Origin of the sequence: Corynebacterium epidermidicanis, assembly GCF_001021025.1 — a bacterium.
GTDB lineage: Bacteria > Actinomycetota > Actinomycetes > Mycobacteriales > Mycobacteriaceae > Corynebacterium > Corynebacterium epidermidicanis.
On record NZ_CP011541.1, the window covers coordinates 944,515 to 969,255 of the forward strand.

Below are 24,741 nucleotides of genomic sequence, written 5' to 3' on the forward strand. Positions count from 1 at the left end.
GGAGCGTTAGGCTCGGCTGTAAGCCTGTGAGCTCGCTCCCATATTGATGAAGGTCAGCTAACTTAACATTAGGGCATTGAAAGCCCCTGATTACGTTTCGATCACAATGAGAATAAAAATTCATCGACATTGCGCTGTTTTTCCAGCTTGACCTGGGGATCTTTTGTGTGGCAAAGTCTTTAGGTGTTGTTCATGTTGAATTCACTCAATAGATGTGCGAGTTTGACTTAAATCACAGATAGATTAAATTATGGTCTGTGATGCATTCTAGCGATGGGTTGCATGGCAATCGTTGGCTCACCCAGGGCCTTGTCACCATGGAGGAATATTCATGACTTTAAAGAAGTCTTTTACCGTAGTATCTGCGGCGGCACTTGCATTCGGATTGGCTGCCTGTGGCTCTTCGTCTAATGGCGATGCCGGTGGCAGCAGTGATGGCATCGTTTTGGCAAACGGCAGCGAGCCACAAAACCCACTGATTCCGGCCAATACCACCGAAACCGGTGGCGGTCGTATCGTTGACATGATCTACTCCGGCCTGGTCTACTACGACACGTCCGGCAAGGCTCACAATGAGATGGCCGAAAGTATCAAGCGCGACACCCCAACCACTTACACCATCAAGTTGAAGGAAGGGTTGAAGTTCTCCGATGGCTCCCCAATTTAAGGCCGAGAACTTTGTCAAGGCTTGGAACTATGCTGTGGCCAACGATCAGCAGGGTGCATCCTTCTTTGAGCCAATCAAGGGCTACAAAGAAGGCGTGAAGGAAATGGAAGGCCTGAAGGTTGTCGACGACAAGACCTTCACCGTGGAAACCACGGAGCCGACCTCGGACTTTGAGTTGCGCCTCGGCTACTCCTCTTTCTTCCCACTGCCTGATTCTGCATTCACCGACATGAACGCTCAAGGCGAGAAGCCAGTCTCCAACGGGCCATACAAGTTGGAGAAATGGGAGCACAACCAGGCCATCACCATCGTGCCTAACGAGAACTACAATGGCCCACGCAAGGCTAAGAACAACGGCGTGAAGTTCACCTTCTACCCAAAGCAGGACGCAGCCTACGCTGATTTGCTCTCCGGTAACCTCGACGTCCTGGATGCTGTGCCAGACTCCGCCTTCAGCCAGTTCGAAACCGAGCTCAATGGCCGTTCAGTGAACCAGCCTGCAGCAGTCTTCCAGTCCTTCACCATCCCGCAGAAGCTCGAGCACTTCTCGGGTGAAGAAGGCAAGTTGCGTCGCCAGGCAATCTCCATGGCAATCAACCGCGAGGAAATCACGGACAAGATCTTCCAGAAGACTCGCACCCCGGCCACCGACTTCACCTCGCCAGTTATTGACGGCCACAGCGAAAACGTCAATGGTAATGAAGTTCTGAAGTACAACCCAGAAAAGGCTAAGGAACTGTGGGCACAGGCTGACGCAATTTCGCCATGGTCCGGCACCTTCTCCATTGCTTACAATGCCGACGGTGGGCACCAGGGCTGGGTAGATGCTACTGCTAACTCCATCAAGAACACTCTGGGTATTGAAGCAGTTGGTAAGCCTTACCCAGACTTCAAGTCCCTGCGCGATGAAGTGAAGAAGCGCACCATCGCTGGGGCCTTCCGCACTGGTTGGCAGGCAGACTACCCAGGTCTGAACAACTTCCTGTCCCCAATGTACGTCACCAAGGCATCTTCGAACGACGGCGACTTCTCCGATCCTGAGGTCGATCGCTTGCTGCGCGAAGCAAACGCTGCAGACAACCTGACGGACGCTAACAAGAAGTACAACCAGGCTCAGGAGATCCTGTTCAAGGACCTGCCTGCAATCCCACTGTGGTACTCCAACGTCACCGGCGGTTACTCCGATAAGGTCTCGAACGTGACCTTCAACTGGAAGTCGGTACCTGCTTACTACCAGATCACCAAAAAGTAATTTTCATCTAGCCGCACATCCACCGACGGGCGTCGAAAAGCCCAAATTAGCGGGGGATTGTGTCTGGATACTTCGCACCAGATGGGCCCGCTATATGCGCGCCTAGTGATGAGTCCCGGGCCCACCATTATGGTGTGACCCGGGACTCATGGTATTTTTGGTAAGTCTTTCTAAAGCTGCATAAGCAGTGTTGAATGGCAGATCCCTCGTGTGGGACCACTTCGACCCTGTAGGAACACCTCAACTAGCCCCCTTCACCCAAGGAACTTTAAACACATGTTGCGTTATGTTGGGCGACGTCTCCTCCAAATGATCCCCGTGTTTTTTGGAGCGACGCTGCTGATTTATGCCCTGGTATTCCTGATGCCCGGCGACCCGGTGCAAGCGCTCGGCGGTGACCGCGGACTCACTGAGGCCGCTGCTGCTCGTATCCGCGCGGAATACAATCTCGATAAACCGTTTATCATTCAGTACTTGCTCTATGTCAAGGGCATCTTCATGTTGGACTTCGGCACCACCTTCTCGGGTCGTCCCGTAGCTGAGGTCATGGCAAATGCTTTCCCGGTAACGATTCGCCTGGCCGTGATGGCGCTGGTTTTCGAAGCGATCCTCGGAATTGGGTTCGGCGTGATCGCGGGAATGCGTCGCGGTGGCATTTTTGACTCCAGCGTGCTGGTGCTGTCGCTGCTGGTCATCGCGGTGCCATCCTTCGTGATTGGTTTCGTATTCCAGTTCGTAGTCGGGGTGAAGTTGGGGTGGCTGCCCACCACGGTGGGCGCGAAAGCGGACTTCGTGTCCTTGTTGATGCCCGCGATTGTGCTCGGAGCAGTGTCCTTTGCTTATGTTTTGCGGCTTACCCGCCAATCGGTATCGGAAAATCTGCGCGCCGATTACGTGCGTACCGCTCGCGCCAAGGGACTTTCCGGCCGCACGGTGACCCTGCGCCACGTGCTGCGTAACTCCTTGATCCCGGTGGCCACCTTCCTCGGCGCTGACCTCGGTGCCCTCATGGGCGGAGCGATCGTGACCGAGGGAATCTTTGGCATTAACGGAGTGGGTGGCACCATCTACCAGGCGATCTTGAAAGGCGAGCCGACCACGGTGGTCTCTTTCACCACTGTGCTGGTGATCGTCTACATCTTCGCCAACTTGATCGTTGACCTCATCTACGCCGTACTGGACCCAAGGATTCGCTATGCCTAATTTTGAAAACCGACAGGCTCCAGTTACCGATGCTGCAGCCGAAGCCGTCGCCACCGGCGAGACCTTCTTCGAGGCTCGCCCTGGCCAAGAGCACTTCATCGCAGAGACTGACGAAACCGGCCTTGGTGCCGTCGACGCCGTTGCCGACGAGTCCGCGCCTTCCTCCGTCTGGGGCGAGGCTTGGCGACGGCTGCGTCGTCGTCCACTGTTTTGGGTCTCCGCAATTCTCATCTTGGCTGCCGTCGCACTAGCGCTCGTGCCTAACTTGTTCACCACGGTTGACCCACGCCACTGTGAGCTGTCCAATTCCTTGGGTACTCCGCAGCCCGGCCACCCATTCGGCTTTGACAAGCAAGGCTGTGACATTTACTCCCGCATGATCTACGGCGCCCGCGCGTCCGTCATGGTAGGCGTACTGACCACCTTGCTGGTGGTTGTCATCGGTACAGTTTTCGGTGCACTCGCCGGCTACTTCGGCGGTATCCTCGATGCGATCCTTTCGCGCATCACCGATATTTTCTACGCAATTCCGCTGGTGTTGGCAGCTATCGTCGTGATGCAGGTGTTCAAGGAACACCGCACGGTGATGACCGTGGTTGTGGTGCTCGGCGTGTTCGGCTGGACCAACATCGCCCGCATCACGCGTGGTGCCGTCATGAGCGTGAAGAACGAAGAATTTGTGACATCTGCCCGCGCGGTGGGCGCGTCGCGTTGGCACATCTTGACCAGCCACATCCTGCCTAACGCTGCGGCACCGATCATTGTTTACGCTACGGTTGCCCTGGGCACGTTCATCGTTGCCGAGGCAACGCTGTCCTTCTTGGGTATTGGTTTGCCGCCGGAGATCGTTTCGTGGGGTGGCGATATCTCGCGCGCCCAGGTTTCCCTGCGTACCCGCCCTGCTGTGCTGTTCTACCCAGCTTCCGCGCTGGCGCTGACTGTGCTCAGCTTCATCATGATGGGCGACGTGGTTCGCGACGCTCTCGATCCCAACAACCGCAGCAAGTAGGTGCCGGATATGACAAACTCTGCTCAGCAAACTCCGCTTCTTCAGCTCAAAGATCTCAAGATCTCTTTTACGTCCTCCACCGGCACCGTCGACGCCGTCCGTGGCGTCAACCTGACGATCTACCCGGGCCAGTCTGTGGCCATCGTGGGTGAGTCCGGATCGGGCAAGTCGACGACCGCGATGTCGATCATCGGATTGTTGCCCGGCACGGGCAAGATCACCGGCGGTGAGATCATCTTCAACGGTGAGGTTATCTCCAACCTGCCGGAGAAGAAGATGGAAGCTTACCGTGGCTCCGAGATTGGTTTGGTGCCACAGGATCCAATGTCTAACCTCAACCCGGTTTGGAAGATTGGAACCCAGGTTAAGGAATCCCTCAAAGCCAACAATGTGGTTCCAGGTTCCGAAATGGACAAGCGCGTTGTGGAACTGTTGGAGGAGGCCGGCCTGCCAGACGCCGAGCGTCGTGCCAAGCAGTACCCGCATGAATTCTCTGGTGGTATGCGCCAGCGCGCCCTCATCGGTATTGGCCTGGCGGCTCGCCCGAAGCTCCTGATCGCCGACGAACCAACATCCGCTTTGGACGTGACGGTCCAGAAGCGCATCCTGGATCACTTGCAAGGGCTCACCGCTGAACTCGGCACCGCAGTGCTGTTCATTACCCATGACCTTGGTTTGGCGGCCGAGCGTGCCGAGCACCTCGTAGTGATGCACCGTGGTCGCATCGTGGAATCGGGTCCTTCCCTGCAGATTCTGCGTAACCCACAGCACCCATACACGCGTCGTTTGGTTAAGGCGGCCCCTTCGCTGGCCTCCGCTCGTATCCGTTCCGCTCAGGAGCAGGGCGTGGAAACCGACGAGTTGCTCGCGCCGAAGGCGAAGACCGACGAAGTGGTTATTCGGGTAGAAAACCTGGTCAAGGAGTTCGACGTCCGCGGTGCCAAGGGCCCTAAGAAGAAGTTCCGCGCTGTAGACGACGTCTCCTTCGAGTTGCGCAAGGGCACTACGTTGGCGCTGGTGGGCGAGTCCGGCTCGGGCAAGTCAACTGTGGCGAACATGATTTTGAACCTATTGCCGGTTACGTCCGGCAAGGTGGAATACAACGGCGTTGATATGACCACGCTGAAGAACAAAGAGCTCTTCGACATGCGTCGTAAGCTGCAGGTAGTGTTCCAGAACCCATACGGTTCCCTCGACCCGATGTACTCGATTTACCGCTGCATCGAAGAGCCGCTGTTGGTGCACAAGGTGGGCTCGCGCCAAGAACGCGAGAAGCGCGTCGCGGAGCTGCTCGACATGGTGGCCATGCCTCGTTCTACGATGCGTCGTTTCCCGAATGAACTCTCGGGCGGTCAGCGTCAGCGCATCGCCGTCGCTCGCGCGTTGGCCCTCAACCCTGAGGTGATCGTGCTGGACGAGGCAGTGTCGGCGCTAGACGTTCTGGTGCAAAACCAGATCCTGAAGCTGCTGTCCGACCTGCAAGAAGAACTCAACCTGTCCTACTTGTTCATCACGCACGACCTCGCTGTGGTGCGTCAAACGGCCGATGATATCGCCGTGATGAAGCAGGGCAAGCTCGTGGAATTCGGCGCTGCCGATGACATCTTCCACAACCCGCAGGAAGCCTACACGCGCAACCTCATCGATTCCGTTCCTGGTCTCGGCATCGAGCTCGGAACAGGGGAGAATCTCTAGTAGATCTCTGGAAAACAGGTCAGCCCCGCACGTCTTCGTGGCATCAGCCATGGGGAGGTGCGGGGCTGGAGTGTTTTTAGAGGATGTCGTCGATAAGTTCGGTGGGGCGGGCCAGGCGTGCACCGTTGTCCGTGACGACAATCGGCCGTTCAATCAACTTCGGATGCGCCACCATCGCTGCCAGGAGCTCGTCGTCGGGGGTGCTCTCCGAAAGGCCCAGTTCGCGGTACTCGGGTTCTTTGGTGCGGATCGCGTCGTGTGGGGATAGGCCAGCGCTGGCAAGCAGGGCCCGCAGCTTATCGACGTCCGGTGGTGTCTCCAGGTATCGAACAACAGTCACGTCGTGGCCGTTTTCTTCGAGGTAGGACAGGGCTGCCCGAGATTTGGAGCAGCGTGGGTTGTGATAGATCGTCGCTTGCATGCCCTATATCGTAGGCGAGTGTGTTGCTACTGGGTTGCGGCAGGTTGCAGCTGAATTTGGTCAGCCCAGGTGAGAGGGTAGCCCTTAGACGCAAGCCACGCCATGGCGTCGTCGCCCGCGCGGGTGATCCCTTCGACGGCGAGCAGCGTGGTCTCAATGGCCTTTTCTGCCTGCTCTGCGGTGATGAGGCCGGCGGAGGTGGCGGCCGCGAGTTCGTCGATGTCTACGACCTCAACTGGCTCACCGGTAAAGGATACGAGGTCTACGTAGAAGTCTCGGGTGGTCCAGATGTCGCCATCAACGGTGATTGAGGCTACGTCGAAATAGAAATGTTGATGCTTTTCCTCGCCGGGACGGAAGTGGAAAATGTTAGCGCGGAGGCTGAGTTCGGGGAGTAGCCAGGACTCGAGGTAGCCAAACTTCGGATGGTCGGCGCCTCGGGCCATGTAGAGGCCGAAGTCGGTAACGGTGAAGGTGTCCACCTGACGCTCAAAACCCTTAGGGTCGATGTTGATGGCGGTGTCAAGATGGAAGGTTTCCGTTTTCACGTGATGGACTTCAGTCATGATGCTTCCTTTATCCGACGCGGAACGTGGCTGCGGTTGGGGCGAAATTGCACGTAGATGGGGCGGTTTGGTCCGTGCCTGCGACGCTCAGGCCACCGCTGAGCCACGCTACAACCTGCCCATAACCGGTCTGCCCGGTTCCGGACACTGTTGCTGGTCCTTGGGGATTAATGCCGTGATAGGTCAATGGCGTGGTGCCAAACTTGAAAGTGTTGAGATTCAACCATTGCACCGTCATTGCCGAATGCTGTTCCGGCGCAACTGGACCGGTGCCGAGCGCGGTAAAGACAAAGGCCGTTTCGCCATGCTGTGCGCCTGGAGCAGGGATCTCGACGGGGCCAGGAACCGCGATTGCCGTTCCGGTGGCATCCAATTGGCCGCCGATGCAACGGGCGGAAACAGTAGGCCATACGAACTGGGTGAACTGCGGGGCGTTCTCGGGGAGTGCGACACCAGATTCGCCGCCACCTTCGTAGAAAGCTACAGCTGCTAGAAGGGAATTGCGGGCTTGTTCCGGTACCCAAGGCTGCTGGGCGAAATCTCGGACTTGGCGCAGGATATGTGGAGCTGGACGACCCAAATGGTCGATGGGTGCAGGGGGCAACGCGCTGGAAAGATCGGCTGCGTCCGCTGCGTGGGGCGCGCTCGCGATAATGAGCGAGCAAGCCACAGCTGTGAGCGCTGAGCCAAGCTTTCGGCAGGGTGATACCCAGTTCTTATACATTGCGACCATGTTCTTTCCCGGAGCGTAGGGTGCCAGACGGTGACATACCATAGAGCACTTTAGCAACAATCGTTTACTTCCACCTCATAGTTCACAGAGGTAGCAGAAGTGACTGTCTTGTAGCGGGCAGTTCATTAAGGTCATCGGCCTCGAAACGCCAATTGTTACATTTCGGCAACGAAGTTTTGGTTGTGGTGATCTGGCCGCAGAACTGCTGCATCGAACAGGATGAAGAGGTGGTGGTGTGCCTCGGGCGTCTGGAAAGAAGGCAGATGACCGTCGATAAGCGCCTAGCAGACTGGTTGTTTTGCTTAAAAGTGTGCAATGCGTCGCGCTAGGAGTACGCTGGAGACCCGTTATATGTGTTGCGTGCATTTGGCAGGCAACATGCACCCAGTTTGATGGAGATTTTTGCTAGTGACCCAGACAGAGTTTCGTAACGTAGCCATTGTCGCGCACGTTGACCACGGAAAGACCACCCTCGTTAATGCACTGCTCGAGCAGTCCGGTGTCTTCGGCGACCACGGCGAAGTTACAGACCGCGTGATGGACTCCGGTGACCTGGAGCGCGAGAAGGGCATCACCATTCTCGCCAAGAACACCGCGATTCGTCGTAAAGGCGCTGGCAAGGATGGGGCCGACCTCATCATCAACGTCATTGACACGCCAGGCCACGCCGACTTCGGTGGCGAGGTTGAGCGCGCGCTGTCGATGGTGGACGGCGTTGTGCTGCTCGTGGATGCATCTGAAGGGCCACTGCCACAGACTCGCTTCGTGCTAGGCAAAGCACTCGCTGCCAAGATGCCCGTCATCATCTGTGTGAACAAGACTGACCGCCCAGATGCTCGTATCGACGAAGTCGTCGAAGAATCCCAGGACCTCCTGCTCGAATTGGCTTCCACCCTCGAAGACGAAGACGCCGCGCTGGCCGCAGAATCCCTGCTTGACCTGCCTGTCCTCTTCGCCTCTGGCCGCGAGGGCAAATGCTCGACCGAAAACCCAGGCAACGGCAATGCTCCGGACGCCGAGAACATGGACGCGCTTGTCGACGTCATCTACGACGTCCTCCCTGAGCCATCCGCAGAACTCGATGCGCCGCTGCAAGCGCACGTCACCAACCTGGACTCCTCGTCCTTCCTGGGGCGTATCGGCCTGATCCGTATTTTCAAGGGCAAGCTCCGCAAGGGCCAGCAGGTGGCGTGGATCCACTACGACGCTGATGGCAATCAGCACACCAAGACGGCAAAGATCGCTGAGCTGCTGCGCACCGTCGGTGTGACGCGTGTGCCTGCGGAAGAAGTCATCGCAGGCGACATCGCCGCAATTTCCGGCATCGATGAAATCATGATCGGCGACACTCTCGCAGACGTGGAGAACCCAGTCGCCCTGCCACGCATCACCGTGGACGAGCCAGCAATTTCCATGACCATCGGCGTGAACACCTCTCCTATGGCCGGGCGCGGTGGCGGCGATAAGCTTACCGCTCGCGTGGTGAAGGCCCGCTTGGATCAGGAGCTCATCGGTAACGTGTCGCTGCGCGTGCTGCCAACCGAGCGCCCAGATGCGTGGGAAGTCCAAGGCCGTGGCGAAATGGCCCTGTCCATCCTGGTGGAAACCATGCGTCGTGAAGGCTTCGAGCTCACCGTCGGTAAGCCACAGGTGGTGCCAAAAGTTATCGACGGCAAGACTTACGAGCCGTTCGAGCACATGGTTATCGACACCCCAGCTGAGTACCAGGGTGCGATCACGCAGCTCATGGCTGCCCGCAAGGGGCAGATGCTGTCCTTGGACAACACCAGCTCGGACTGGGTACGTATGGAATACAAAGTGCCAGCGCGTGGTCTGATTGGCTTCCGTACCACGTTCATGACGGAAACTCGAGGCACCGGCATCGCAAACCACTACTCCGAGGGCTACGAACCCTGGGCTGGCGAAATCAAGGGTCGTGCGACTGGTTCCTTGGTCGCTGACCGCTCCGGTCAGATCACCGCCTATGCCCTGCAGCAGCTCGCGGACCGTGGCCAGTTCTTCGTGGAGCCAGGCACCGAAGCATACGAAGGCATGGTCGTTGGCGCGAACAACCGCGACGAAGACATGGATATCAACATCACGCGCGAAAAGAAGCTCACCAACATGCGCTCTGCTACTGCAGACGCTACGGTGACTTTGGCTAAGGCCCGCAATCTGTCTCTCGAAGAAGCCATGGAATTCTGTGGTGGAGACGAGTGCGTCGAGGTTACTCCGGACATCATCCGCGTCCGCAAGGTGATCCTCAACGCTACCGAGCGCAACCGGGCGCGTTCCCGCCAGAAGCAGATGAACAAGTAACACTTCCAAGCTAGGCTGCTGCAGCGCCACCTCCACCTGATTTCCCGAGCAAGATATCTGGGCTGAATACGGAAATGACATACGAACCGCGTAAGTCGTATTCATCCAATTCTCTTAGTCCGATCGGTGGAGTGGCGCTGCTTTTTGCATCCAACGGCATGATGATCGCTGGCATGCTGCCGTGGTATCCGATGCTGAAGTCGCGCTTCACACTGGATGATTCATTATTTGGCCTCCTGGTTGCCTGTGTCGCCGTCGGTTCGCTGCTGTCAATGGGGTTGCCGGCGCGCTTGGTACGCGGACAGGGCCCTCGGTCAAGCATCGTGTGGGGCACTTTGTTGATGAGTCTTGCGGTGCAATCGGTGGCGTTGGTGCCCAGCGCGTGGTTTCTCGCCATCGTCTTGCTGGCTGTAGGTTTTCTCGATCCTTTCGTTGATGTCGCCCAAAATGTTCTGGGTGTCCAAGTCGAGGAAGCTTTTGGCAGGTCCGTGATGTCTTCTTGGCATGCGTGCTGGAGCCTTGGTGCCGCAGCCTCGGGATTTGTGGGCACCTGGGCGGTGGGGCACGTTCCACTAGCAGCTCATTTGGCCGGAAACAGCGTGCTGTCATTTCTGGTAGCAGCGTTGGGGTGCGTGATGCTCGGATCACGGTGGGACGGCCAGCCTGGTCAGCCGGCAGATTCCCGCTTAACCGATGCCGCCGGTGATCCAGCCACCCGGCAAAGTGAATCTGACCCCGACTCTCGATCCCTCGGCGCGAAGACTGCGGTGGGGCGCGTGTTCCCGCTGGCCCTAATTGCGATGAGTGCGATTGGTGTCGAGGAAATCGCCAATTCTTGGGCAGCGCTTTCAGCACACGAAGTGGCGGGCATACCGGTTGAGCGTGCGGGAGTAGCGCTCACGGTAATGTTCGTGGCGCAGTGCGTAGGACGATTTGTGGGGGATCCGATGATTAACCGCTTAGGGCGCGAGAACGTCGCCAGGATCGGTGGTGCATCGATCGCCTTAGGGGGCATCATTGTAATTATGGCAGCAGCGCCCTCGCTGTGGCTGGTGGGGTTAGCTGTCGCCGGTTTTGGCTGCGCAACGATCGTCCCGAGTACCTTCGTGGCGGCCGCGGCGATTCCTGGTCTACGCAAGGGCGAGGGGATCACCATCGTATCCTGGTTGATGCGCGTAGGATTCCTCGCCACCTCGCCACTCATCGGGCTGGTCTCCACGGCAACGTCTTTGCGTGTCGCGCTTGGGATTTTGGTGCTAGCGGGAATCACGATCTTCATTTTTTCGCGCCGTTTGGCCCCAACTGTCCCTCGTGTCTAGGCACCCGCCTGGTAATAATTAGGTAATGAAGAACTTACGACGGCTCGCCGGAGTACTCGGGTTGTCCATGCTGTTCGCCTCAGGATGCGCAGCCCACCCCGGCCCGGCCCCGATCGCGGAGGAACAGCCAGCTGGTTCGACGCAGACTTCTGAGCCAACCCCCGAAGTCCCGGCGGAAAAGAAGAATCGGGACGAAATCGTCGTAGGTATTGATCCGCTCAAGAACGGTTTTAACCCGCACCTGGTTGCGGACGACACTACGTTCGTCCAATCGCTAGCTAACCTTGTGCTGCCCAGCACATTTAACGACGGCCGCCTGAACGACGACATGTTGCTCAGCGCGGAAGAGGTGGCGCCGGCGCCGGGTGTCGCTCAAACCGTGCGTTATCGCATCAACGAGGCGGCACAGTGGTCGGATGGTGCGCCGATCACAGCCGCTGACTTCACCTATCTTTGGACCGCGTTGCGGGATGAGCCTGCGGGCGTCGATACGGCAGGGTATGCCAAGATCGCGAATGTTCGCAGTGAATCGGGCGGCAAGGTGGTCTACGTCGATTTCGCAACAGCCGAGCCGCTGTGGCAGCAGCTTTTCCAGCATTTGCTACCCAGCCATCTCTTTACGATTGGCACCGATTCTTTTGAAAAAGCTCTCGCCACGACAATCCCCGCCAGCGGTGGGAAGTACATGGTGCGCAATGTTGATAGGCGTCGTGGCGTAGTCGAACTCGCGCGCAACGACCGATTTTGGGGCACACAACCTGCCAATGTAGAGCTGCTGACCTTCCGGGAAGTCACCAATACTTCGCAGGCAGTAGAAATGCTGCGCACCCAGCAAATGGCTTACCTGGACATCAGCCCTACCGAAACCTCGAATGAGGCACTGACTTTGATGGCCGGGGCGCAAGTCCATACCCGGAGCACGCAACGTCAACTCCAATTGAACTTCAACACCGCGGTACTGGGCGACATCCACCAACGGCAAGCGCTAGCGGGACTCATTGATATCCCTCAGGTGGCCCGCCTGGCAGCCGGACGCGCAGCGGAACTTGATATCGCAGCTGCCACGACGCCTGAGCCGGGTTTTCTCGAACAGACAAAAGCCCAGTTTGGACGCCCCATCCGTATCTCAGCCGATCCGGCTGATGATGAAGCCACTACGGCTGCGCACGTGGTAGCAGCGCGATTGCGCGAAGCAGGTTTCCAGGTAGAAGTCTTTGCCACTGATTTCACTGATCTCACCCAAAAACGACTCATTGGCAATAACGTCGATCTCAGCCTGTCTTGGGCTCGCGAGCCAGTGAACCCGCTGACGGCTGCAACTCAAACTTCGTGCGCCCGTGCCGAAAACCCAACGATGCCCGGCAATTTGAGTAACTATTGCTCCTTCGAGCTTTCGGAGCGCATCGCACAATGGGCAGCTGGTGGCGAGCAAGTGGATGTGGCGAAGGAATTGAAAGACCAAGCAGTGGTCATTCCGATCATGAAAGACCGGCGCGTTGAGGCCCTAGGAAACGGCTTGATCGGACCTAACCAGGGATTTTCCCAATGGCCACGTGGCGCCATGAGTGGACCTATTGATACCGCGGCGATGTGGAAGAAGAAGGTAGGTTAATTCACCATGGTGTTTCAGAGAGATTTGGTGGGGTTGCGGGTTGTGGCCGTACACGCGCATCCCGATGATGAAGCAATTTGGACGGGCGGTGCGCTAGCGGAGCTCGCCCAACGCGGGGCAGACGTAACCGTTATCACCTGCACACTCGGGGAGCAAGGAGAGATCATCGGGCAGCCGTATCAGGCCCTCGTTGCCGATGCCACTGATCAGCTCGGCGGGTTCCGGCTCACTGAACTGCGCCACTCATTGGACCTGCTGGGGGTACACGGCGAATACTTGGGTGGTGCAGCCCGCTGGCGAGATTCCGGCATGATCGGGGACCCAGCTAATGATCATCCTCGAGCGTTCGTTCATTCGGGCAGCGAGGCTGAGATCCAACTGCTTGAAAGATTCAACGCGCTGCGACCACATCTTGTCATCACCTATGGCCCCGACGGTGGGTATGGTCATCCCGACCACATCCGTGCCCACGAAATCGCTCATGCAGCGGCACAGGCGAGCATTCACCCACCACAGCGGATCCTCTGGGCAGTAACTGCTCGGGGCCCACTGGAACAGGGATTCGCCGAGATTGCAGGCATCCCCGTCGGTTGGCAACGCGCTGACGACAGCATCGCTGCCGTGGAGACCTTCGACGCCGAAATCCGACTGAGCGACGCCGCGCTGGCCACCAAGTTTGCCGCGATGAAAGCGCACCCCACCCAGCTGTGGATCGCTGATGGTTCCGTCAGCGATGTCAACCCCCGAGCTGCGGTCGCTTCAATGAGCAGCACGGAGTATGCCATCGCGGTATTTTGCCTCAGCAACCTCGTGGCCCAGCCATTACTACGCACTGAGCATTACCAGTTAGGGCACGGGGTCCCGCTAAGTGACCCCAGCGATATTACGTCCGGCTTGGAGTTTTAGGTGCGTTACGTTAACAAGGATTTCAGTCGAGCAGAAGCGGCCTTTGGCCTGTTTTGGCTGGCCTTAGGCGCTTTGTTATCCGTGTTGTTGGAGGTCGTGTACTTGGGCACTTGGATCACCTTGCCAGGCGGCAAAGCGATAGCCTTCCCATACCCAATTCTGATAGCACTGCTTTTTAATGCCGTGTTATCTAAGACCGCGCGCCTATGGACCGACCGGATAGCCATCGCAGCCCTGCCGTTGTGGGTATGGATTCTGGGGTTTTGTGGCCTGACTTTTACCACGGCCCTGTCTGGGGATATTCTAGTGGGACCCAACCCTCGAAGCCTGCTGCTGTTGTTAGCAGGCTTGGCCGGGGGTGCATGGCCACTTCTTAAGCCCCAAGTGGCACAATAGAAATCAAGTTTTGGGCTGCCTTGGCAATCGTGGCAAGGCTCGTCCGCAGCTACCACCCAATCTAAAAGCGGAGATGGAAAGAAGCTTATGACTTACACAATCGCACAGCCGTGTGTCGACGTCATGGATCGCGCCTGCGTCGAAGAATGCCCCGTGGACTGTATCTACGAAGGCAAGCGCATGCTCTACATCCACCCAGATGAATGCGTAGACTGCGGTGCTTGCGAACCAGTGTGCCCTGTGGAAGCAATCTTCTACGAGGATGACGTACCAGACGAGTGGATTGACTACAACGACGCCAACGCTGCCTTCTTCGATGAGCTCGGCTCACCGGGTGGCGCCGCCAAGCTGGGAGCACAAGATTTCGACGCCGAACTCGTCGCAAAGCTGCCTCCACAGGTCAGCGAGTAACATGCCCGCCCGCCCGCGCGAACCGCTCCACACGCTCCTGCCGGAATTCCCGTGGGACACGCTTGTCGACGCCACCGCGCTCGCCCAGCGTCATCCCCAAGGATTCGTGGATTTGTCGATCGGGGCGCCGATTGATGAGGTCGCGCCTGGCACACAACTCGCGTTGGCGGAAGCCGCTGCCGAGCCGGGATACCCGCCGACAACCGGCACGCCTGAACTGTTGACCGCCTGTGTGGATTGGTTGTCCCGAGTCCACTCGGTGACAGGTTTGGACGCTGACTTCATCCAACCCGTCGTGGGCACCAAAGAAGCGGTTGCTTCGCTGCCTTGGATTCTAGGCATCGGGCCGGGGCACAAGGTGGTCATCCCTGAGATTGCCTACCCTACGTATGAAGTGGCTGCTCGAGCTGCTGGGGCGGATATCCTGCGTGCTGATTCCCTCACCCAATTGGGGCCGCTTACTCCTTCGTTGATGTTTATCAACACGCCGTCGAACCCCACCGGGGCTGTCCTAGGTATCGATCACCTGCGGAAGGTTGTCAGCTGGGCGCAGCACAGGGGAGTGATCGTAGTATCCGACGAGTGCTATCTCGGCCTCGGGTGGTACGACAACAACCCGCCAGTTTCAATCCTCGACCCGCGCGTCAATGAAGGCAACCTCACTGGCCTGCTCGCGCTGCATTCGCTGTCGAAGTCGCATAATCTCGCCTCCTATCGCTTCGGATTTTTTGCCGGCGATCCGGCACTTATTACCGAGATCGCGCAGGCCCGCAAGCATCTGGGCGCGATGGTGCCTTGGGCAGTACAACAGGCCGCGACGGTGGCACTGGCAGACGACGTTTCAGCACAGATTCAGCGACTCCGCTATGCGCGACGCCGTGCGGTGCTGATGCGCTCGTTGATCGAGGCTGGTTTCCGGATTGATCACTCCGAGGCAGGCCTATATCTGTGGGCGACCAGGGATGAACCAGGCCGGGAAAGCGTTATGTGGCTGGCGGAGCGAGGGATCCTCGCCGCGCCCGGCGAGTTTTATGGAGTTCGCGGGGAAAACTACGTGCGGTTGTCGCTCACTGCTTCAGACGAGGACATCCTCGCCGCTGCAGACCGCATCGCCGCTGAATAGCTGGTATCGACGGTGCGGCGCAGCCCCATCTCGGCTCGGGAGGGAATTTCTCCGCAAAAGACGATGTTGTCCGGGCGTGTCCCGGACTCTCCGGTGTTCTATGCGGGACGGGCGGGGGACAGCCCATTTCAGTTTGGGGAAATCATCCCTGCAGGCACAGTTTTGGTAAAGCCGGTTTTGGCATGGTTTCATCCCGATACGGCTCATGAAGCTGCTATCCCGTTTGACTATGCGGTGGTTGGTACGGCTGCGGGACTGGTGGTCGTCGATAAGCCCTGCTTTTTGCCCGCTACCAGTAATGGTCGGCTGGTCCGTGAAACCGTACAGACCCGGCTGCGCGTGCGCTACCGCAATCCCGACATCGTGCCGGTGCACCGGTTGGACAGATTAACGTGCGGGTTGCTGGCATGCGCCACGGATGTCGCAGCTCGGGGGTTTTATCAGCAACAGTTTGCGGAGCGAACAGCGCGAAAGACTTATCGGGCTCGGTTGTGCGCTGAGCCAGGCATCGGCTCGGAGTGGCAGGAAATCGTTCTGCCCATGCGTCGGGTTCCTGGGCAGCGAGCGGTTGAAGTGGCAGTAGGCGGGGTGGAGACTCGTACCCACGTGCGGGCGTTGGATTCTCGTTTGGTGGAGCTGCAGCCGCTGACCGGCTTCACTCATCAGCTCCGTGTGGTGTGCGCATATTTGGGCGCACCAATTGAAGGGGATGATACGTACCCGGTTGATGTTGGGCTACAACTTCATAACTATTCAACGCCAATGAAACTTTGTGCAACCCGGCTTGAGCTGCGGGAATGGGGGTCGGATCGTCGATTGGTGTGGACTTCGCCACGTGTGGCTGAGTCGGATTTTCGTGTCTCTCGGGAGTAGGATCATTCAGATATGTCCGCAGTTGTTTATGTGTGTAGCAAAGTTGAGTCCCGTTGAGCACAGCCCGTCCGGTTTTTAGTGAGAGATTTCTGACGAACTCTCGCCAGTTCATCATGTTCGGTATCGTCGGTGGATCCGGCGCGGTCGTCAACATGGTGGTCGTTTTCCTGGTGTCCAAATTCTTCCTTTACACCGGAGGCCCGGCCTACGACGACGCCTTGCTGAACATTGCGGGGACCCGGTTTAACATCCGCGGGTACCACTTGTTCCAGACGATTGCCTTCCTGGTGGCCAACATCTGGAATTACCAGCTCAACCGCACGTGGACGTTTGGCAAACTAGAAAAGCGTAGTTGGCTGCGTGGGTTCTTCCCATTTTTGGCCACAGGTATCGTGGCGTTCCTGGTGCAAATTTCGGTGGCCACAGCGTTGATCAACCACACTTCGGTGTTTGCGCTCCCCGAGATTCTGGACGATACCTCTGGGCTGCGCAGTCGCCTTTATTGGGGTACCGCCCTGTCGATTCTCATTGCCATGCCGGTCAACTTCATCATCAATAAGCTGTGGGCTTTTCGCGCGAAAAAACCGACCCAGATTGTCGCGCAATCTGAGCCGGTGTAAATTTGCGCTAGTCTTCTTCGTTGCTGGCTAATCGACGTTCGTCGCGGGCCCGCTGCGCTTTGGAAATCAACGGTAGTGCTACGAGCGCGGCGACCACGCCGACGATTGCGCCCACAAAAGTGGGAGTTTGTGCGAGCAGTGGGGTATCTTTTCCGAGCCCCAGGATCCAAGCCGCCAAAGTGACACCTAGGAATACCCATTCGATAGCCTTCAGGTGGCTGAGATTCCTCAATTGGGGAGTGGGGATCCGGGTGCGCATCCAACGGCTGGCGATGAACCCACCCAATGCGGTAGGGATGAGCGCGAGGAATGAAAAATAGGCTGCCTGCCCCGGAATGATCCAGGCCAGTGCCGCTGCGAGCACAATGTTGGAGTAGTTTGCCCAGAAGAAAGCGACAGTATCGGCGCGATGTGCCACGCTGCGCTCAAACTCGTCTTGGTAGTAGTTCTCGGTGCGCTTGATGATGGTGTCATTGATGCTCATGGTTCTTATGCTCCTTCGTTGGTTTCTGGTGCAAAGACCTCTTCGACGGTCTTTTTAAAGACTCGACAAATATCGAGTGCTAGGTGCACGGAGGGGGAGTAGTTCCCTTTTTCGATGTTGGCGATTGTTTGGCGTGAGACTCCCACCGCGTCGGCGAGCTCCTGCTGGGATAACTCGTTCCATCGCCGCAACTTGCGAACAAGATTCTGGTGCGTCGCTTCATCCATTCTGTTCTCATTTTCTATGTTGTGTGCCTTACTTGATGTAGTGTAAATGATTCTTTACATTACGTCAAGTAGAATTGGTGAAAAGTAGGTTTTGCTTGGCGGAGGCGATGTATGCGAGCTGGGCCGACATGAAGAATCGCAGGTTAAGAAGTGAAGAGTGTGTCGGGTTGGCGTTTCGCCGGCCGCATGTTTTAGCTGCACGAGTGCTAGGTCGTACTTCCGTGGTAGTACTCCTGCCAAGATCGGCGATTTTTGATGAAAAAACGCTCGCGTCGGTAGTGCTCCTACTTTGGAAGTACTGACTAGCACTTGTGCAGCCCCATGGGCCCCAAGGGCCCAAGAGAACCAGATAGAGCCAGGAAGAACCATCCGAAAACTTGGATACGCAAAAACACGTGCGTCCACTCGGAGGAGCGACACCGCAAGCGATCTGGTAAACCAGTTCCTTTGATTGCGTCAAAACGGCGACTTAGCTGAGTCCGCGGTGTCCCCAGCAGTAGCGCCTGCTCATGAGGCGATCGCAGCACGTGACATAGTGATAATCCAGTCGTGCAACTGGCGAAATGTCGCTTCATTCTTTGCGCCGACCTGCGTGCTCCGGTTGGTGGAAGCGCCACAAGTCTCACTGCTACACCGAACCACCCCACTACGAGCACAAAACGCGGTATTGATCGTGTTGAGGGCGGTTATTGCTCGGCGGGTGCGATAAACCCTGGTTTTAGTGTGCTTGAAGTTGGAGTACCACGATGCGCGGTTCCTTTATGACGAAGCGAAACGAACTACTGAGCAGCTGGCTACTTGTCAGCATCATCGATCGCTCGGGCGGCAGACCTGGCGACAAAGTACGCCAAAACCCCAAAAACCACTGCGATGAGTACTAGTTCAATCTCACCGATATTCAGCCCCGTGTGCTGGGTTACAAACGGCAGAATGAGACCAGGTAGGACGAGAAAAACAAGGAGAAAAACTGCCACGAATACAAATGATTTCTTCATACTTTCTTTGCCCTTGAAACGGTCTGAGTTGGCTAAACGAACCGTGCGTTTGCATAGCGTTAGAGCCAGCCTAACAGGCATGTCGGCATCCGCACATGAAGCTCAAATCCAACTCTGGGCGCAGCAAATACCCGCCGAGGCTTATCGACGGGCTAGTGCAGCAGAGAAAGTTTAGCGACTTTCAGCAGGCAGCGGCAGTTTTTCCCAAGGGGATAGCCCACGGGCTCGAGTAGAAATCACCGCGGTGCCGAACAACAGCACCACCATGATTCCGGCGGATGCCAGTTGGATACGAGAAGCCGGATCGGACAGCATTAGAACCGCCAGACCCGCGAGCGCGATCAAGGTGAACCAGGTCAACAGGGGATATGCCCACATACGGATCGGCAGGGTGTAGGAGCGTTCCAGGCGAGGTCGCAGGCGCAGCTGAGACACGGATACGAAAGCCCAAACGATCAACAATGAGCCACCAGCTGCATTCAGCATGAACGTCAACAGCCAGCCCGTATCGACGAAGTTGAGTACCACCATCACGATGGAAAGGAACGTCGACAAGGCAATGGCCGAGACCGGAACGCCGTGCGCGTTCGAGCGGGCGAACAAGCTGGGGGCGTCGCCACGCTGGGCCAGGGAGAACATCATGCGGGAGCTGGCATAGATCTGGGCGTTGAAAGCGGAAAGCAGTGCGAGCACGATGACTGCCTCCATAAAGCCGACGACGCCTGGGATTCCGGCCATGCTCAGCACTCGGGTGAAGGGGCTGTCCGCAGCAGACTTCGCGGCCCCTAGAGAGGAGTATGGCAGCAGGAACGTGATGACAAGCACCGAGCCCAAGTAGAACAGCGAGATGCGGGTGATAGTGGACTTTACCGCGCTGATGAGGGAATGCTCGGGATCTTCGGATTCAGCGGAAGCGATTGCGACGACTTCGATGCCACCGAAAGCAAAGGCCACAGCAAGGATCGCGGTGGCTACACCACCCCAGCCATTGGGGAGAAAACCGTCGGCCAGGAAGGTGGTAGTTCCCACAAATTCATACCCCGGAAGCAAGCCGAAGATCAAGGCGACGCCGAGCAGCAAAAATCCAATAAGCACGGCCACTTTGATGAACGCAAACCAGAACTCAAATTCGCCAAAAGCGCGGACGCGCAACAGGTTCACAGTGGCGAAGAAAAGAACGAAAATCAGGGCGGGGATCCATGGCTTCACTCCGAACCAGGCACCGACGAAAGAGCTAGCCCCGGTAATTTCTGCGCCGAGTACCGCCACCGTGGCCAGCCAGTAGATCCAGCCCTGGACGAAGCCTGCCCAACGGCCAATGCCCATTTCGGCGTACTCGGAAAAGCTGCCGCTCGCGGGGACAACAGAGCCCATTTCACCCAGCATTCGCATCACCAAGACGGCGATAACACCTGCACTGAGATAAGCCAAAAGGACTGCAGGGCCTGCAGCTTTAATGCCAACGCCCGTGCCAAGAAAAAGCCCGGCACCGATTGTTGAGCCCAGTCCCATCATCGTCAAATGTCGGACTTTCAGCCCGGAACCCAACTTTTGTTCTGTTGCCACGAACAGCTCCTTTAGTAACTTCCTGACGATGAAGCGCCGGAGCAGACGAAAAGTTCGTATGCAACGGCTCGCAGACTAATGCTACTGCGAGTCGGCTCACCTGCGGAAATCGTTCAATGGCAACGCTGGGGTTAGTGGGAAGCTTTCTTCGGCCTGGTCAGGAAACTCAATGCCACTAGGACCACGCAGACCAAAGACACCGAGGTGATCTGCCCACGGGACGAAGGATCAAACAGCATCAGGGCAGTCAGGCCGAGGAGCATAGCTACCGTAACCCACGGCAAGACAGGGTAGGCCCACATGCGGACGGTGATTTCGTTGTTGCGCTCTAGCTCATTGTGCAGCTTGAGGTAGCTAAAGCAGATAACCAGCCAAATGACGATCAGGCAACCGCCGACGGCATTGAGCAAGAACTCAAGCAGACCAGCCGGGTTCCAATACTGCAAGCCAACAGATGCGAAGGCGAAGAACACCGACAGCAGCACGGCATTATTCGGCACTTTGGCAGCGTTAAGCCGAGCAAAGATTGAAGGAGCATCGCCTTTTTCGGCCAGGGTATAGACGAAACGTGAGGTCGCGTAAATCTGCGCGTTGAAGGCCGAGAGCAGCGACAGCACAATGACTATCTCCATGATCTTTGCAATGCCAGGAATTCCCGCCATGCCCAAGATCACGGTAAATGGAGATTCAGCTGCTGACTTCGCTCCGGAGATTTCCGCGTAAGGCATGAGGAAGCAGATCGCCAACACCGAACCCAGGTAAAACACCGAAATACGCCAGATTACGGAGCGGACAGCCGTGGCAATAGACTCCCGAGGGTTCTCCGACTCGGCGGCGGCAATGGTCACGATCTCAATGCCACCGAAGGCGAATGCGACGGCCAAAAGACCAGCAGCAACACCGGTAATGCCGTTCGGCATGAATCCGTGCTCACCGATGAAGTTTGCAGTTCCGACGAAGTCGGTTCCTGGCAGCAACCCGAACACCAATAGGACAGAGATCACCAGAAATACCGTGATGACGAAGACCTTGATGAACGCGAACCAAAACTCGAATTCACCGAAGCCGCCGACCTGAGCGAGGTTAATCACCGCGAAGATAACCACGCAGATGAGAGCGGGAATCCAAGGTGAAACCCCGAACCAGGAACCCATGATGGCAGCAGCGCCGGTCATCTCAGCACCCATCACCATGACGAGCATGAACCAGTACAGCCAGCCCATGGCGAAGCCGGCAGTGTGGCCGAATGCCATTTCGGCGTACGTGGAGAACGACCCCGATGCGGGGCGAGCTGCTGCCATTTCGCCGAGCATTTGCATCACGAAAACAACGATGATGCCAGCCACGATGTAGGCCAACAAAATGGCTGGCCCAGCAATGTTGATGCCGACACCGGTGCCGAGGAACAAGCCGGCGCCAATTGCCGAACCCAAACCCATCATGGTCAGGTGGCGAGTCTTGAGTCCAGTACCCAAATGTGAGTCAACGGTGGCCGGTTGGGCTGCGGTTGCCTGTGAAGAAGTGTCACGAGTCATATGTCAACTATTCCGCGCCTGCATAACATTCATCAAATTGAGAGTTATAAACGCTGGTTAAAATTAGAAAACCACCACTATCTGGGGAGATTGTGGGAAGTATTTCATCCGGGGGGGAGCAGTATGCAGTGAAGAATGATTAATCCAAGGCGACGGCACGGCGAAAACACGCCACCTAACGACGGCGCTCTGGCATCATTCCTCCACTTGGCGGGCAACCGGCTCGGGGTGTCCGCACTCGGTTGCGATATGCCAGTTGCTCTGGCCGGCGATGGTGTGGGCTGGAGCAAGTGAATCAGAATGGGGGAAGTATAACATCGAGTCTGGAGAAATAATCAGGTTATTCCCAATGACGCAATTGTCACCTAGATTTATCCCGATAATGCCGGCGCTCACGCCGAACTCGCAGTTCTTGCCGATGTAGAGCGGTAGGCGATGGTGTTGCTCATCGTGGGCCGCCATCACCGTGGCACTCAAACCGATCTTGGTATTTTCTTCCAAAACAACAGAGGAGGAAAGCCGTCCTTCGATGCGTACTGGGCCGAGCGAACCCGCATTGAAGCTAACAAAACCTTCGCGCATCACGGTGGTGCCTTCGGCGAGGTACGCGCCCAGCCGGACCCGCTCGGCTTCCGCGATGCGTACCCCATTCGGCACCACGTAATCCACCATGCGGGGAAGCCGGTCAATCGCATAGACGTGAATCAAGCCGCGCGACCGGAGTGCGGTTCGGACAAATTCAAAGTTTTCCTGCAGGCACGGGCCCTTGTTGGTCCAGACAACCGTGGCGAGGGTCTTGAGTACCCCCTCCATGTTGATTGTGTTGGGTTTGACCAGGCGATGAGAGAGCAGATGCAGCCGAAGATAGGAATCATGGGCGTCGATAGGCGGTTGGCTGAGGTCAGGGATAGTGGTGCGAACAGCGATTTGCTCGACCATGCGGTCTTCATCGAGTCCGACCAGCGAAAGCATGCGTGGGCTGAGATTTTGGGCGCCTAGCCGGACGCTACCAGCGTCAGTTTCAGTGGTAAATTCCACTAATTTTGGTTCCGGGAACCAGGTATCGAGTACGGTCCCGTCGATGGCAATGTTTGCAATCCCCACAGCTTGTGCGCCCAACGTTGTCATAACTTCACAGTTTATCGGTTCGTTATGAAAACGGATACTTGAGTTACGTGGGTTGGCAAGCAGATGCCGACGAAAAGCGCTAGCCTCTTAGGGTGCAACCAAAGTTACTAATGAGGTGAATTTCCGTGGCTCCAAGCAAGACCCCGAATCCGGATAAGCAGCGACTGCTGCGAGGACCAGTGCTCGTCCGCAAGTCAGGACCACAGAAATCCACAACGGACCAGCGACTTCTCGACCATCAACACAACGTCGACTGGCTGCACACAGATCCTTGGCGCGTGCTGCGCATCCAAAGTGAATTTGTTGATGGCTTCGGGGCGCTGGCGGAGCTTCCCTTGGCTGTCACGGTGTTTGGGTCTGCGCGGGTCAAGGCCGAGCACAAGTACTACGCGCTGGGGCAAGAAATCGGCCGGAAGCTGGTGGAAAATGGTTATGCCGTCATTACCGGCGGCGGACCTGGCCTCATGGAAGCCCCCAACCGAGGGGCGTCGGAAGCAGGTGGCCTCTCGGTGGGCTTAGGCATCGAACTGCCGCACGAGCAGCACCTCAATGACTGGGTCGACCTCGGGCTGAACTTCCGGTACTTCTTCGTGCGCAAGACCATGTTCTTAAAATATTCCCAAGGGTTCGTGTGTCTCCCGGGTGGTTTCGGCACTCTCGACGAACTCTTTGAGGCGCTGTGCATGGTGCAGACGGGGAAAATTACGGATTACCCGATTGTCCTCATCGGTGTGGAGTTTTGGTCCGGACTTGTCGGCTGGATCAAGGAGCGCCTCGTTGCCGAGGGCATGATAGCCGAGTCCGATATGAACTTGTTTATGGTGACTGATTCCATTGATGAGGCGATTGCGTACATCCTGCAGCACCACGATGATATTCGTAACCGAGGTGACCAGCTGCCTGCCAGCAGCCTGGTTCGTGGCGAGCAGGAATTAGATCGCTAGTTTCGGCGTATGCTCTAAGATCACATGAAGGAAGCAATGCGAAGCAAGCAACCTTCGCGGGCCTCCGCGGTTTCCCAACACTACAAAAGGTAATTCATCGTGCTGACTTGGCTGTTATACATTGTCGCGTTAATCATCATTGTCGCGTTGCTGACCTGGGGATTCGGAAAAGTGCTGGGACGTGGCGAAATTATGCCGGAGCTGGTCGACCACGAATCCTTACTCAAACTCAATGAGGCAGCGCTCGGTCGAGGCGACTTCGATGCGCTTACCTTTGACACAGTGCTGCGTGGCTACCGGCAGGACCAAGTGGATCCCGTTATTGGAGCGTTGATCGCCGAAAATCAACGGCTGCGTCAAGGAGCGGGCCAGGCTGTCCCAATCGGCGGCGTAGCCGACGCCGACAAGCAGCAACTGCGCGACGCAGCGTCGAACAGCTAAGAACAATTAATCGGAGCGTGCCCGCGCGGTTAGTGTTTTCGACTACACTGGATCGAAAGCGTCCCGTTTTCGACGAGACGTACCTTTGTACGAGGAAAAAGGAGCGTCACAGCTGTGGCAGCGATGAAACCCAGGACTGGCAATGGGCCGATGGAAGCGGTCATTGAGAGCCGTAAGATTGTCATGCGCATTCCGACGGATGGCGGCGGACGATTGGTAGTTGAGCTCAACAAGGAAGAAGCTGCGGAACTCGGCGCACTTTTGGTCGAAGTCTCGAGCTCGTAACCTACACTTTT

General features: G+C 57.1%; 24 protein-coding genes and 1 pseudogene. 16 read left to right on the top strand and 9 right to left on the bottom strand.

Annotated features, from left to right (window positions below; translation table 11 throughout):
* Window positions 1–331: 331 nt before the first annotated feature.
* From CEPID_RS04445 to CEPID_RS04460, 4 genes and pseudogenes are all read left to right on the top strand, one after another.
* Window positions 332–1,919: pseudogene (locus CEPID_RS04445) on the top strand (peptide ABC transporter substrate-binding protein).
* Between the two features lie 276 nt (window positions 1,920–2,195).
* Window positions 2,196–3,122, top strand: coding sequence for an ABC transporter permease (locus CEPID_RS04450; protein ID WP_047239928.1), 927 nt, complete (start codon window positions 2,196–2,198; stop codon window positions 3,120–3,122).
* Window positions 3,115–4,131: an ABC transporter permease gene (locus tag CEPID_RS04455; protein ID WP_083984379.1), complete on the top strand. Its 1,017-nt coding sequence runs from the start codon at window positions 3,115–3,117 to the stop codon at window positions 4,129–4,131. Before CEPID_RS04450 ends, CEPID_RS04455 begins: the two co-directional genes overlap by 8 nt.
* 9 nt (window positions 4,132–4,140) lie before the next feature.
* Entirely contained in the window at window positions 4,141–5,826 is a 1,686-nt protein-coding gene (locus CEPID_RS04460; protein WP_047239929.1) for an ABC transporter ATP-binding protein, read from the top strand.
* A 76-nt stretch (window positions 5,827–5,902) separates the two neighbouring features.
* Here the strand turns inward: CEPID_RS04460 and arsC are convergent, their stop codons facing one another.
* Genes arsC through CEPID_RS04475 form a run of 3 tightly spaced genes read right to left on the bottom strand, consistent with a single transcriptional unit; the run spans window position 5,903 to window position 7,537 of the window.
* Complete coding sequence (gene arsC / locus CEPID_RS04465; protein WP_047239930.1) at window positions 5,903–6,247, bottom strand: arsenate reductase (glutaredoxin); 345 nt, start codon at window positions 6,245–6,247, stop codon at window positions 5,903–5,905.
* Window positions 6,248–6,273: 26 nt separating this feature from the next.
* Window positions 6,274–6,813, bottom strand: coding sequence for a DUF402 domain-containing protein (locus tag CEPID_RS04470; RefSeq protein WP_047239931.1), 540 nt, complete (start codon window positions 6,811–6,813; stop codon window positions 6,274–6,276).
* 10 nt (window positions 6,814–6,823) lie between these two features.
* Window positions 6,824–7,537, bottom strand: a complete 714-nt coding sequence (locus tag CEPID_RS04475; RefSeq protein ID WP_047239932.1) for an Rv1157c family protein — start codon at window positions 7,535–7,537, stop codon at window positions 6,824–6,826.
* A gap of 417 nt (window positions 7,538–7,954) precedes the next feature.
* Here CEPID_RS04475 and typA point away from each other — a divergent pair, with 417 nt between their 5' ends.
* The 9 genes from typA (at window position 7,955) to CEPID_RS04520 (ending at window position 17,125) form a co-directional block, all read left to right on the top strand.
* Window positions 7,955–9,865, top strand: coding sequence for a translational GTPase TypA (gene typA, locus CEPID_RS04480; protein WP_047239933.1), 1,911 nt, complete (start codon window positions 7,955–7,957; stop codon window positions 9,863–9,865).
* Between the two features lie 131 nt (window positions 9,866–9,996).
* Window positions 9,997–11,184: an MFS transporter gene (locus tag CEPID_RS04485; protein WP_052843382.1), complete on the top strand. Its 1,188-nt coding sequence runs from the start codon at window positions 9,997–9,999 to the stop codon at window positions 11,182–11,184.
* Between the two features lie 25 nt (window positions 11,185–11,209).
* Complete coding sequence (locus CEPID_RS04490) at window positions 11,210–12,796, top strand: ABC transporter family substrate-binding protein (protein WP_047239934.1); 1,587 nt, start codon at window positions 11,210–11,212, stop codon at window positions 12,794–12,796.
* A gap of 6 nt (window positions 12,797–12,802) precedes the next feature.
* A complete protein-coding gene (gene mshB / locus CEPID_RS04495) occupies window positions 12,803–13,702 on the top strand; it encodes an N-acetyl-1-D-myo-inositol-2-amino-2-deoxy-alpha-D-glucopyranoside deacetylase (protein WP_047239935.1) in 900 nt (299 codons plus the stop codon).
* Window positions 13,703–14,098, top strand: coding sequence for a hypothetical protein (locus tag CEPID_RS04500; RefSeq protein ID WP_047239936.1), 396 nt, complete (start codon window positions 13,703–13,705; stop codon window positions 14,096–14,098). It begins immediately after the preceding gene.
* An 87-nt stretch (window positions 14,099–14,185) separates the two neighbouring features.
* Window positions 14,186–14,509, top strand: coding sequence for a ferredoxin (gene fdxA / locus CEPID_RS04505; protein WP_047239937.1), 324 nt, complete (start codon window positions 14,186–14,188; stop codon window positions 14,507–14,509).
* A 1-nt stretch (window position 14,510) separates the two neighbouring features.
* Entirely contained in the window at window positions 14,511–15,632 is a 1,122-nt protein-coding gene (dapC, locus tag CEPID_RS04510; RefSeq protein WP_047239938.1) for a succinyldiaminopimelate transaminase, read from the top strand.
* A gap of 12 nt (window positions 15,633–15,644) precedes the next feature.
* On the top strand, window positions 15,645–16,505 hold the full coding sequence (locus CEPID_RS04515) for a pseudouridine synthase (RefSeq protein WP_236684296.1): 861 nt from the start codon (window positions 15,645–15,647) through the stop codon (window positions 16,503–16,505).
* Between the two features lie 113 nt (window positions 16,506–16,618).
* Window positions 16,619–17,125 carry a GtrA family protein gene (locus CEPID_RS04520; RefSeq protein WP_047239940.1) on the top strand — a complete coding sequence of 169 codons (507 nt, stop codon included), beginning with the start codon at window positions 16,619–16,621 and terminating at the stop codon, window positions 17,123–17,125.
* A 7-nt stretch (window positions 17,126–17,132) separates the two neighbouring features.
* Here the strand turns inward: CEPID_RS04520 and CEPID_RS04525 are convergent, their stop codons facing one another.
* The 6 genes from CEPID_RS04525 to CEPID_RS04550 all read right to left on the bottom strand — a co-directional run bounded on the left by CEPID_RS04525 (window position 17,133) and on the right by CEPID_RS04550 (window position 23,060).
* Window positions 17,133–17,609 carry a hypothetical protein gene (locus CEPID_RS04525; RefSeq protein WP_047239941.1) on the bottom strand — a complete coding sequence of 159 codons (477 nt, stop codon included), beginning with the start codon at window positions 17,607–17,609 and terminating at the stop codon, window positions 17,133–17,135.
* A gap of 5 nt (window positions 17,610–17,614) precedes the next feature.
* Window positions 17,615–17,836, bottom strand: a complete 222-nt coding sequence (locus tag CEPID_RS04530; protein WP_047239942.1) for a helix-turn-helix transcriptional regulator — start codon at window positions 17,834–17,836, stop codon at window positions 17,615–17,617.
* A 794-nt stretch (window positions 17,837–18,630) separates the two neighbouring features.
* Window positions 18,631–18,831 carry a hypothetical protein gene (locus CEPID_RS04535; RefSeq protein ID WP_047239943.1) on the bottom strand — a complete coding sequence of 67 codons (201 nt, stop codon included), beginning with the start codon at window positions 18,829–18,831 and terminating at the stop codon, window positions 18,631–18,633.
* A 171-nt stretch (window positions 18,832–19,002) separates the two neighbouring features.
* Complete coding sequence (locus CEPID_RS04540; RefSeq protein ID WP_083984494.1) at window positions 19,003–20,346, bottom strand: amino acid permease; 1,344 nt, start codon at window positions 20,344–20,346, stop codon at window positions 19,003–19,005.
* Between the two features lie 182 nt (window positions 20,347–20,528).
* The gene (locus tag CEPID_RS04545; RefSeq protein ID WP_047239945.1) at window positions 20,529–21,932 is read right to left on the bottom strand and encodes an amino acid permease; all 1,404 of its coding nucleotides are present in this window, start codon (window positions 21,930–21,932) and stop codon (window positions 20,529–20,531) included.
* A 195-nt stretch (window positions 21,933–22,127) separates the two neighbouring features.
* Window positions 22,128–23,060 (bottom strand): DapH/DapD/GlmU-related protein, encoded by a 933-nt coding sequence (locus tag CEPID_RS04550; RefSeq protein ID WP_047239946.1) that lies wholly within the window; start codon window positions 23,058–23,060, stop codon window positions 22,128–22,130.
* A 125-nt stretch (window positions 23,061–23,185) separates the two neighbouring features.
* Here CEPID_RS04550 and CEPID_RS04555 point away from each other — a divergent pair, with 125 nt between their 5' ends.
* From CEPID_RS04555 to CEPID_RS12875, 3 genes are all read left to right on the top strand, one after another.
* Window positions 23,186–24,004 (top strand): LOG family protein, encoded by an 819-nt coding sequence (locus CEPID_RS04555; protein WP_047239947.1) that lies wholly within the window; start codon window positions 23,186–23,188, stop codon window positions 24,002–24,004.
* A 99-nt stretch (window positions 24,005–24,103) separates the two neighbouring features.
* Window positions 24,104–24,445: a hypothetical protein gene (locus tag CEPID_RS04560; RefSeq protein WP_047239948.1), complete on the top strand. Its 342-nt coding sequence runs from the start codon at window positions 24,104–24,106 to the stop codon at window positions 24,443–24,445.
* Window positions 24,446–24,559: 114 nt separating this feature from the next.
* Window positions 24,560–24,730, top strand: a complete 171-nt coding sequence (locus CEPID_RS12875) for a DUF3117 domain-containing protein (protein ID WP_083984381.1) — start codon at window positions 24,560–24,562, stop codon at window positions 24,728–24,730.
* The last annotated feature ends 11 nt before the right edge of the window (window positions 24,731–24,741 follow it).

What these genes read in the sequence shown, in the direction of transcription:
- CEPID_RS04450 (WP_047239928.1), top strand. Translation starts at nt 2,196, where the DNA reads ATGTTGCGTTATGTTGGGCGACGTCTCCTCCAAATGATCCCCGTGTTT.
- CEPID_RS04455 (WP_083984379.1), top strand. Translation starts at nt 3,115, where the DNA reads ATGCCTAATTTTGAAAACCGACAGGCTCCAGTTACCGATGCTGCAGCC.
- CEPID_RS04460 (WP_047239929.1), top strand. Translation starts at nt 4,141, where the DNA reads ATGACAAACTCTGCTCAGCAAACTCCGCTTCTTCAGCTCAAAGATCTC.
- arsC (WP_047239930.1), bottom strand. Translation starts at nt 6,247, where the DNA reads ATGCAAGCGACGATCTATCACAACCCACGCTGCTCCAAATCTCGGGCA.
- CEPID_RS04470 (WP_047239931.1), bottom strand. Translation starts at nt 6,813, where the DNA reads ATGACTGAAGTCCATCACGTGAAAACGGAAACCTTCCATCTTGACACC.
- CEPID_RS04475 (WP_047239932.1), bottom strand. Translation starts at nt 7,537, where the DNA reads ATGTATAAGAACTGGGTATCACCCTGCCGAAAGCTTGGCTCAGCGCTC.
- CEPID_RS04490 (WP_047239934.1), top strand. Translation starts at nt 11,210, where the DNA reads ATGAAGAACTTACGACGGCTCGCCGGAGTACTCGGGTTGTCCATGCTG.
- mshB (WP_047239935.1), top strand. Translation starts at nt 12,803, where the DNA reads ATGGTGTTTCAGAGAGATTTGGTGGGGTTGCGGGTTGTGGCCGTACAC.
- fdxA (WP_047239937.1), top strand. Translation starts at nt 14,186, where the DNA reads ATGACTTACACAATCGCACAGCCGTGTGTCGACGTCATGGATCGCGCC.
- dapC (WP_047239938.1), top strand. Translation starts at nt 14,511, where the DNA reads ATGCCCGCCCGCCCGCGCGAACCGCTCCACACGCTCCTGCCGGAATTC.
- CEPID_RS04520 (WP_047239940.1), top strand. Translation starts at nt 16,619, where the DNA reads ATGTTCGGTATCGTCGGTGGATCCGGCGCGGTCGTCAACATGGTGGTC.
- CEPID_RS04525 (WP_047239941.1), bottom strand. Translation starts at nt 17,609, where the DNA reads ATGAGCATCAATGACACCATCATCAAGCGCACCGAGAACTACTACCAA.
- CEPID_RS04530 (WP_047239942.1), bottom strand. Translation starts at nt 17,836, where the DNA reads ATGGATGAAGCGACGCACCAGAATCTTGTTCGCAAGTTGCGGCGATGG.
- CEPID_RS04535 (WP_047239943.1), bottom strand. Translation starts at nt 18,831, where the DNA reads ATGAAGAAATCATTTGTATTCGTGGCAGTTTTTCTCCTTGTTTTTCTC.
- CEPID_RS04540 (WP_083984494.1), bottom strand. Translation starts at nt 20,346, where the DNA reads ATGATGGGACTGGGCTCAACAATCGGTGCCGGGCTTTTTCTTGGCACG.
- CEPID_RS04545 (WP_047239945.1), bottom strand. Translation starts at nt 21,932, where the DNA reads ATGACTCGTGACACTTCTTCACAGGCAACCGCAGCCCAACCGGCCACC.
- CEPID_RS04550 (WP_047239946.1), bottom strand. Translation starts at nt 23,060, where the DNA reads ATGACAACGTTGGGCGCACAAGCTGTGGGGATTGCAAACATTGCCATC.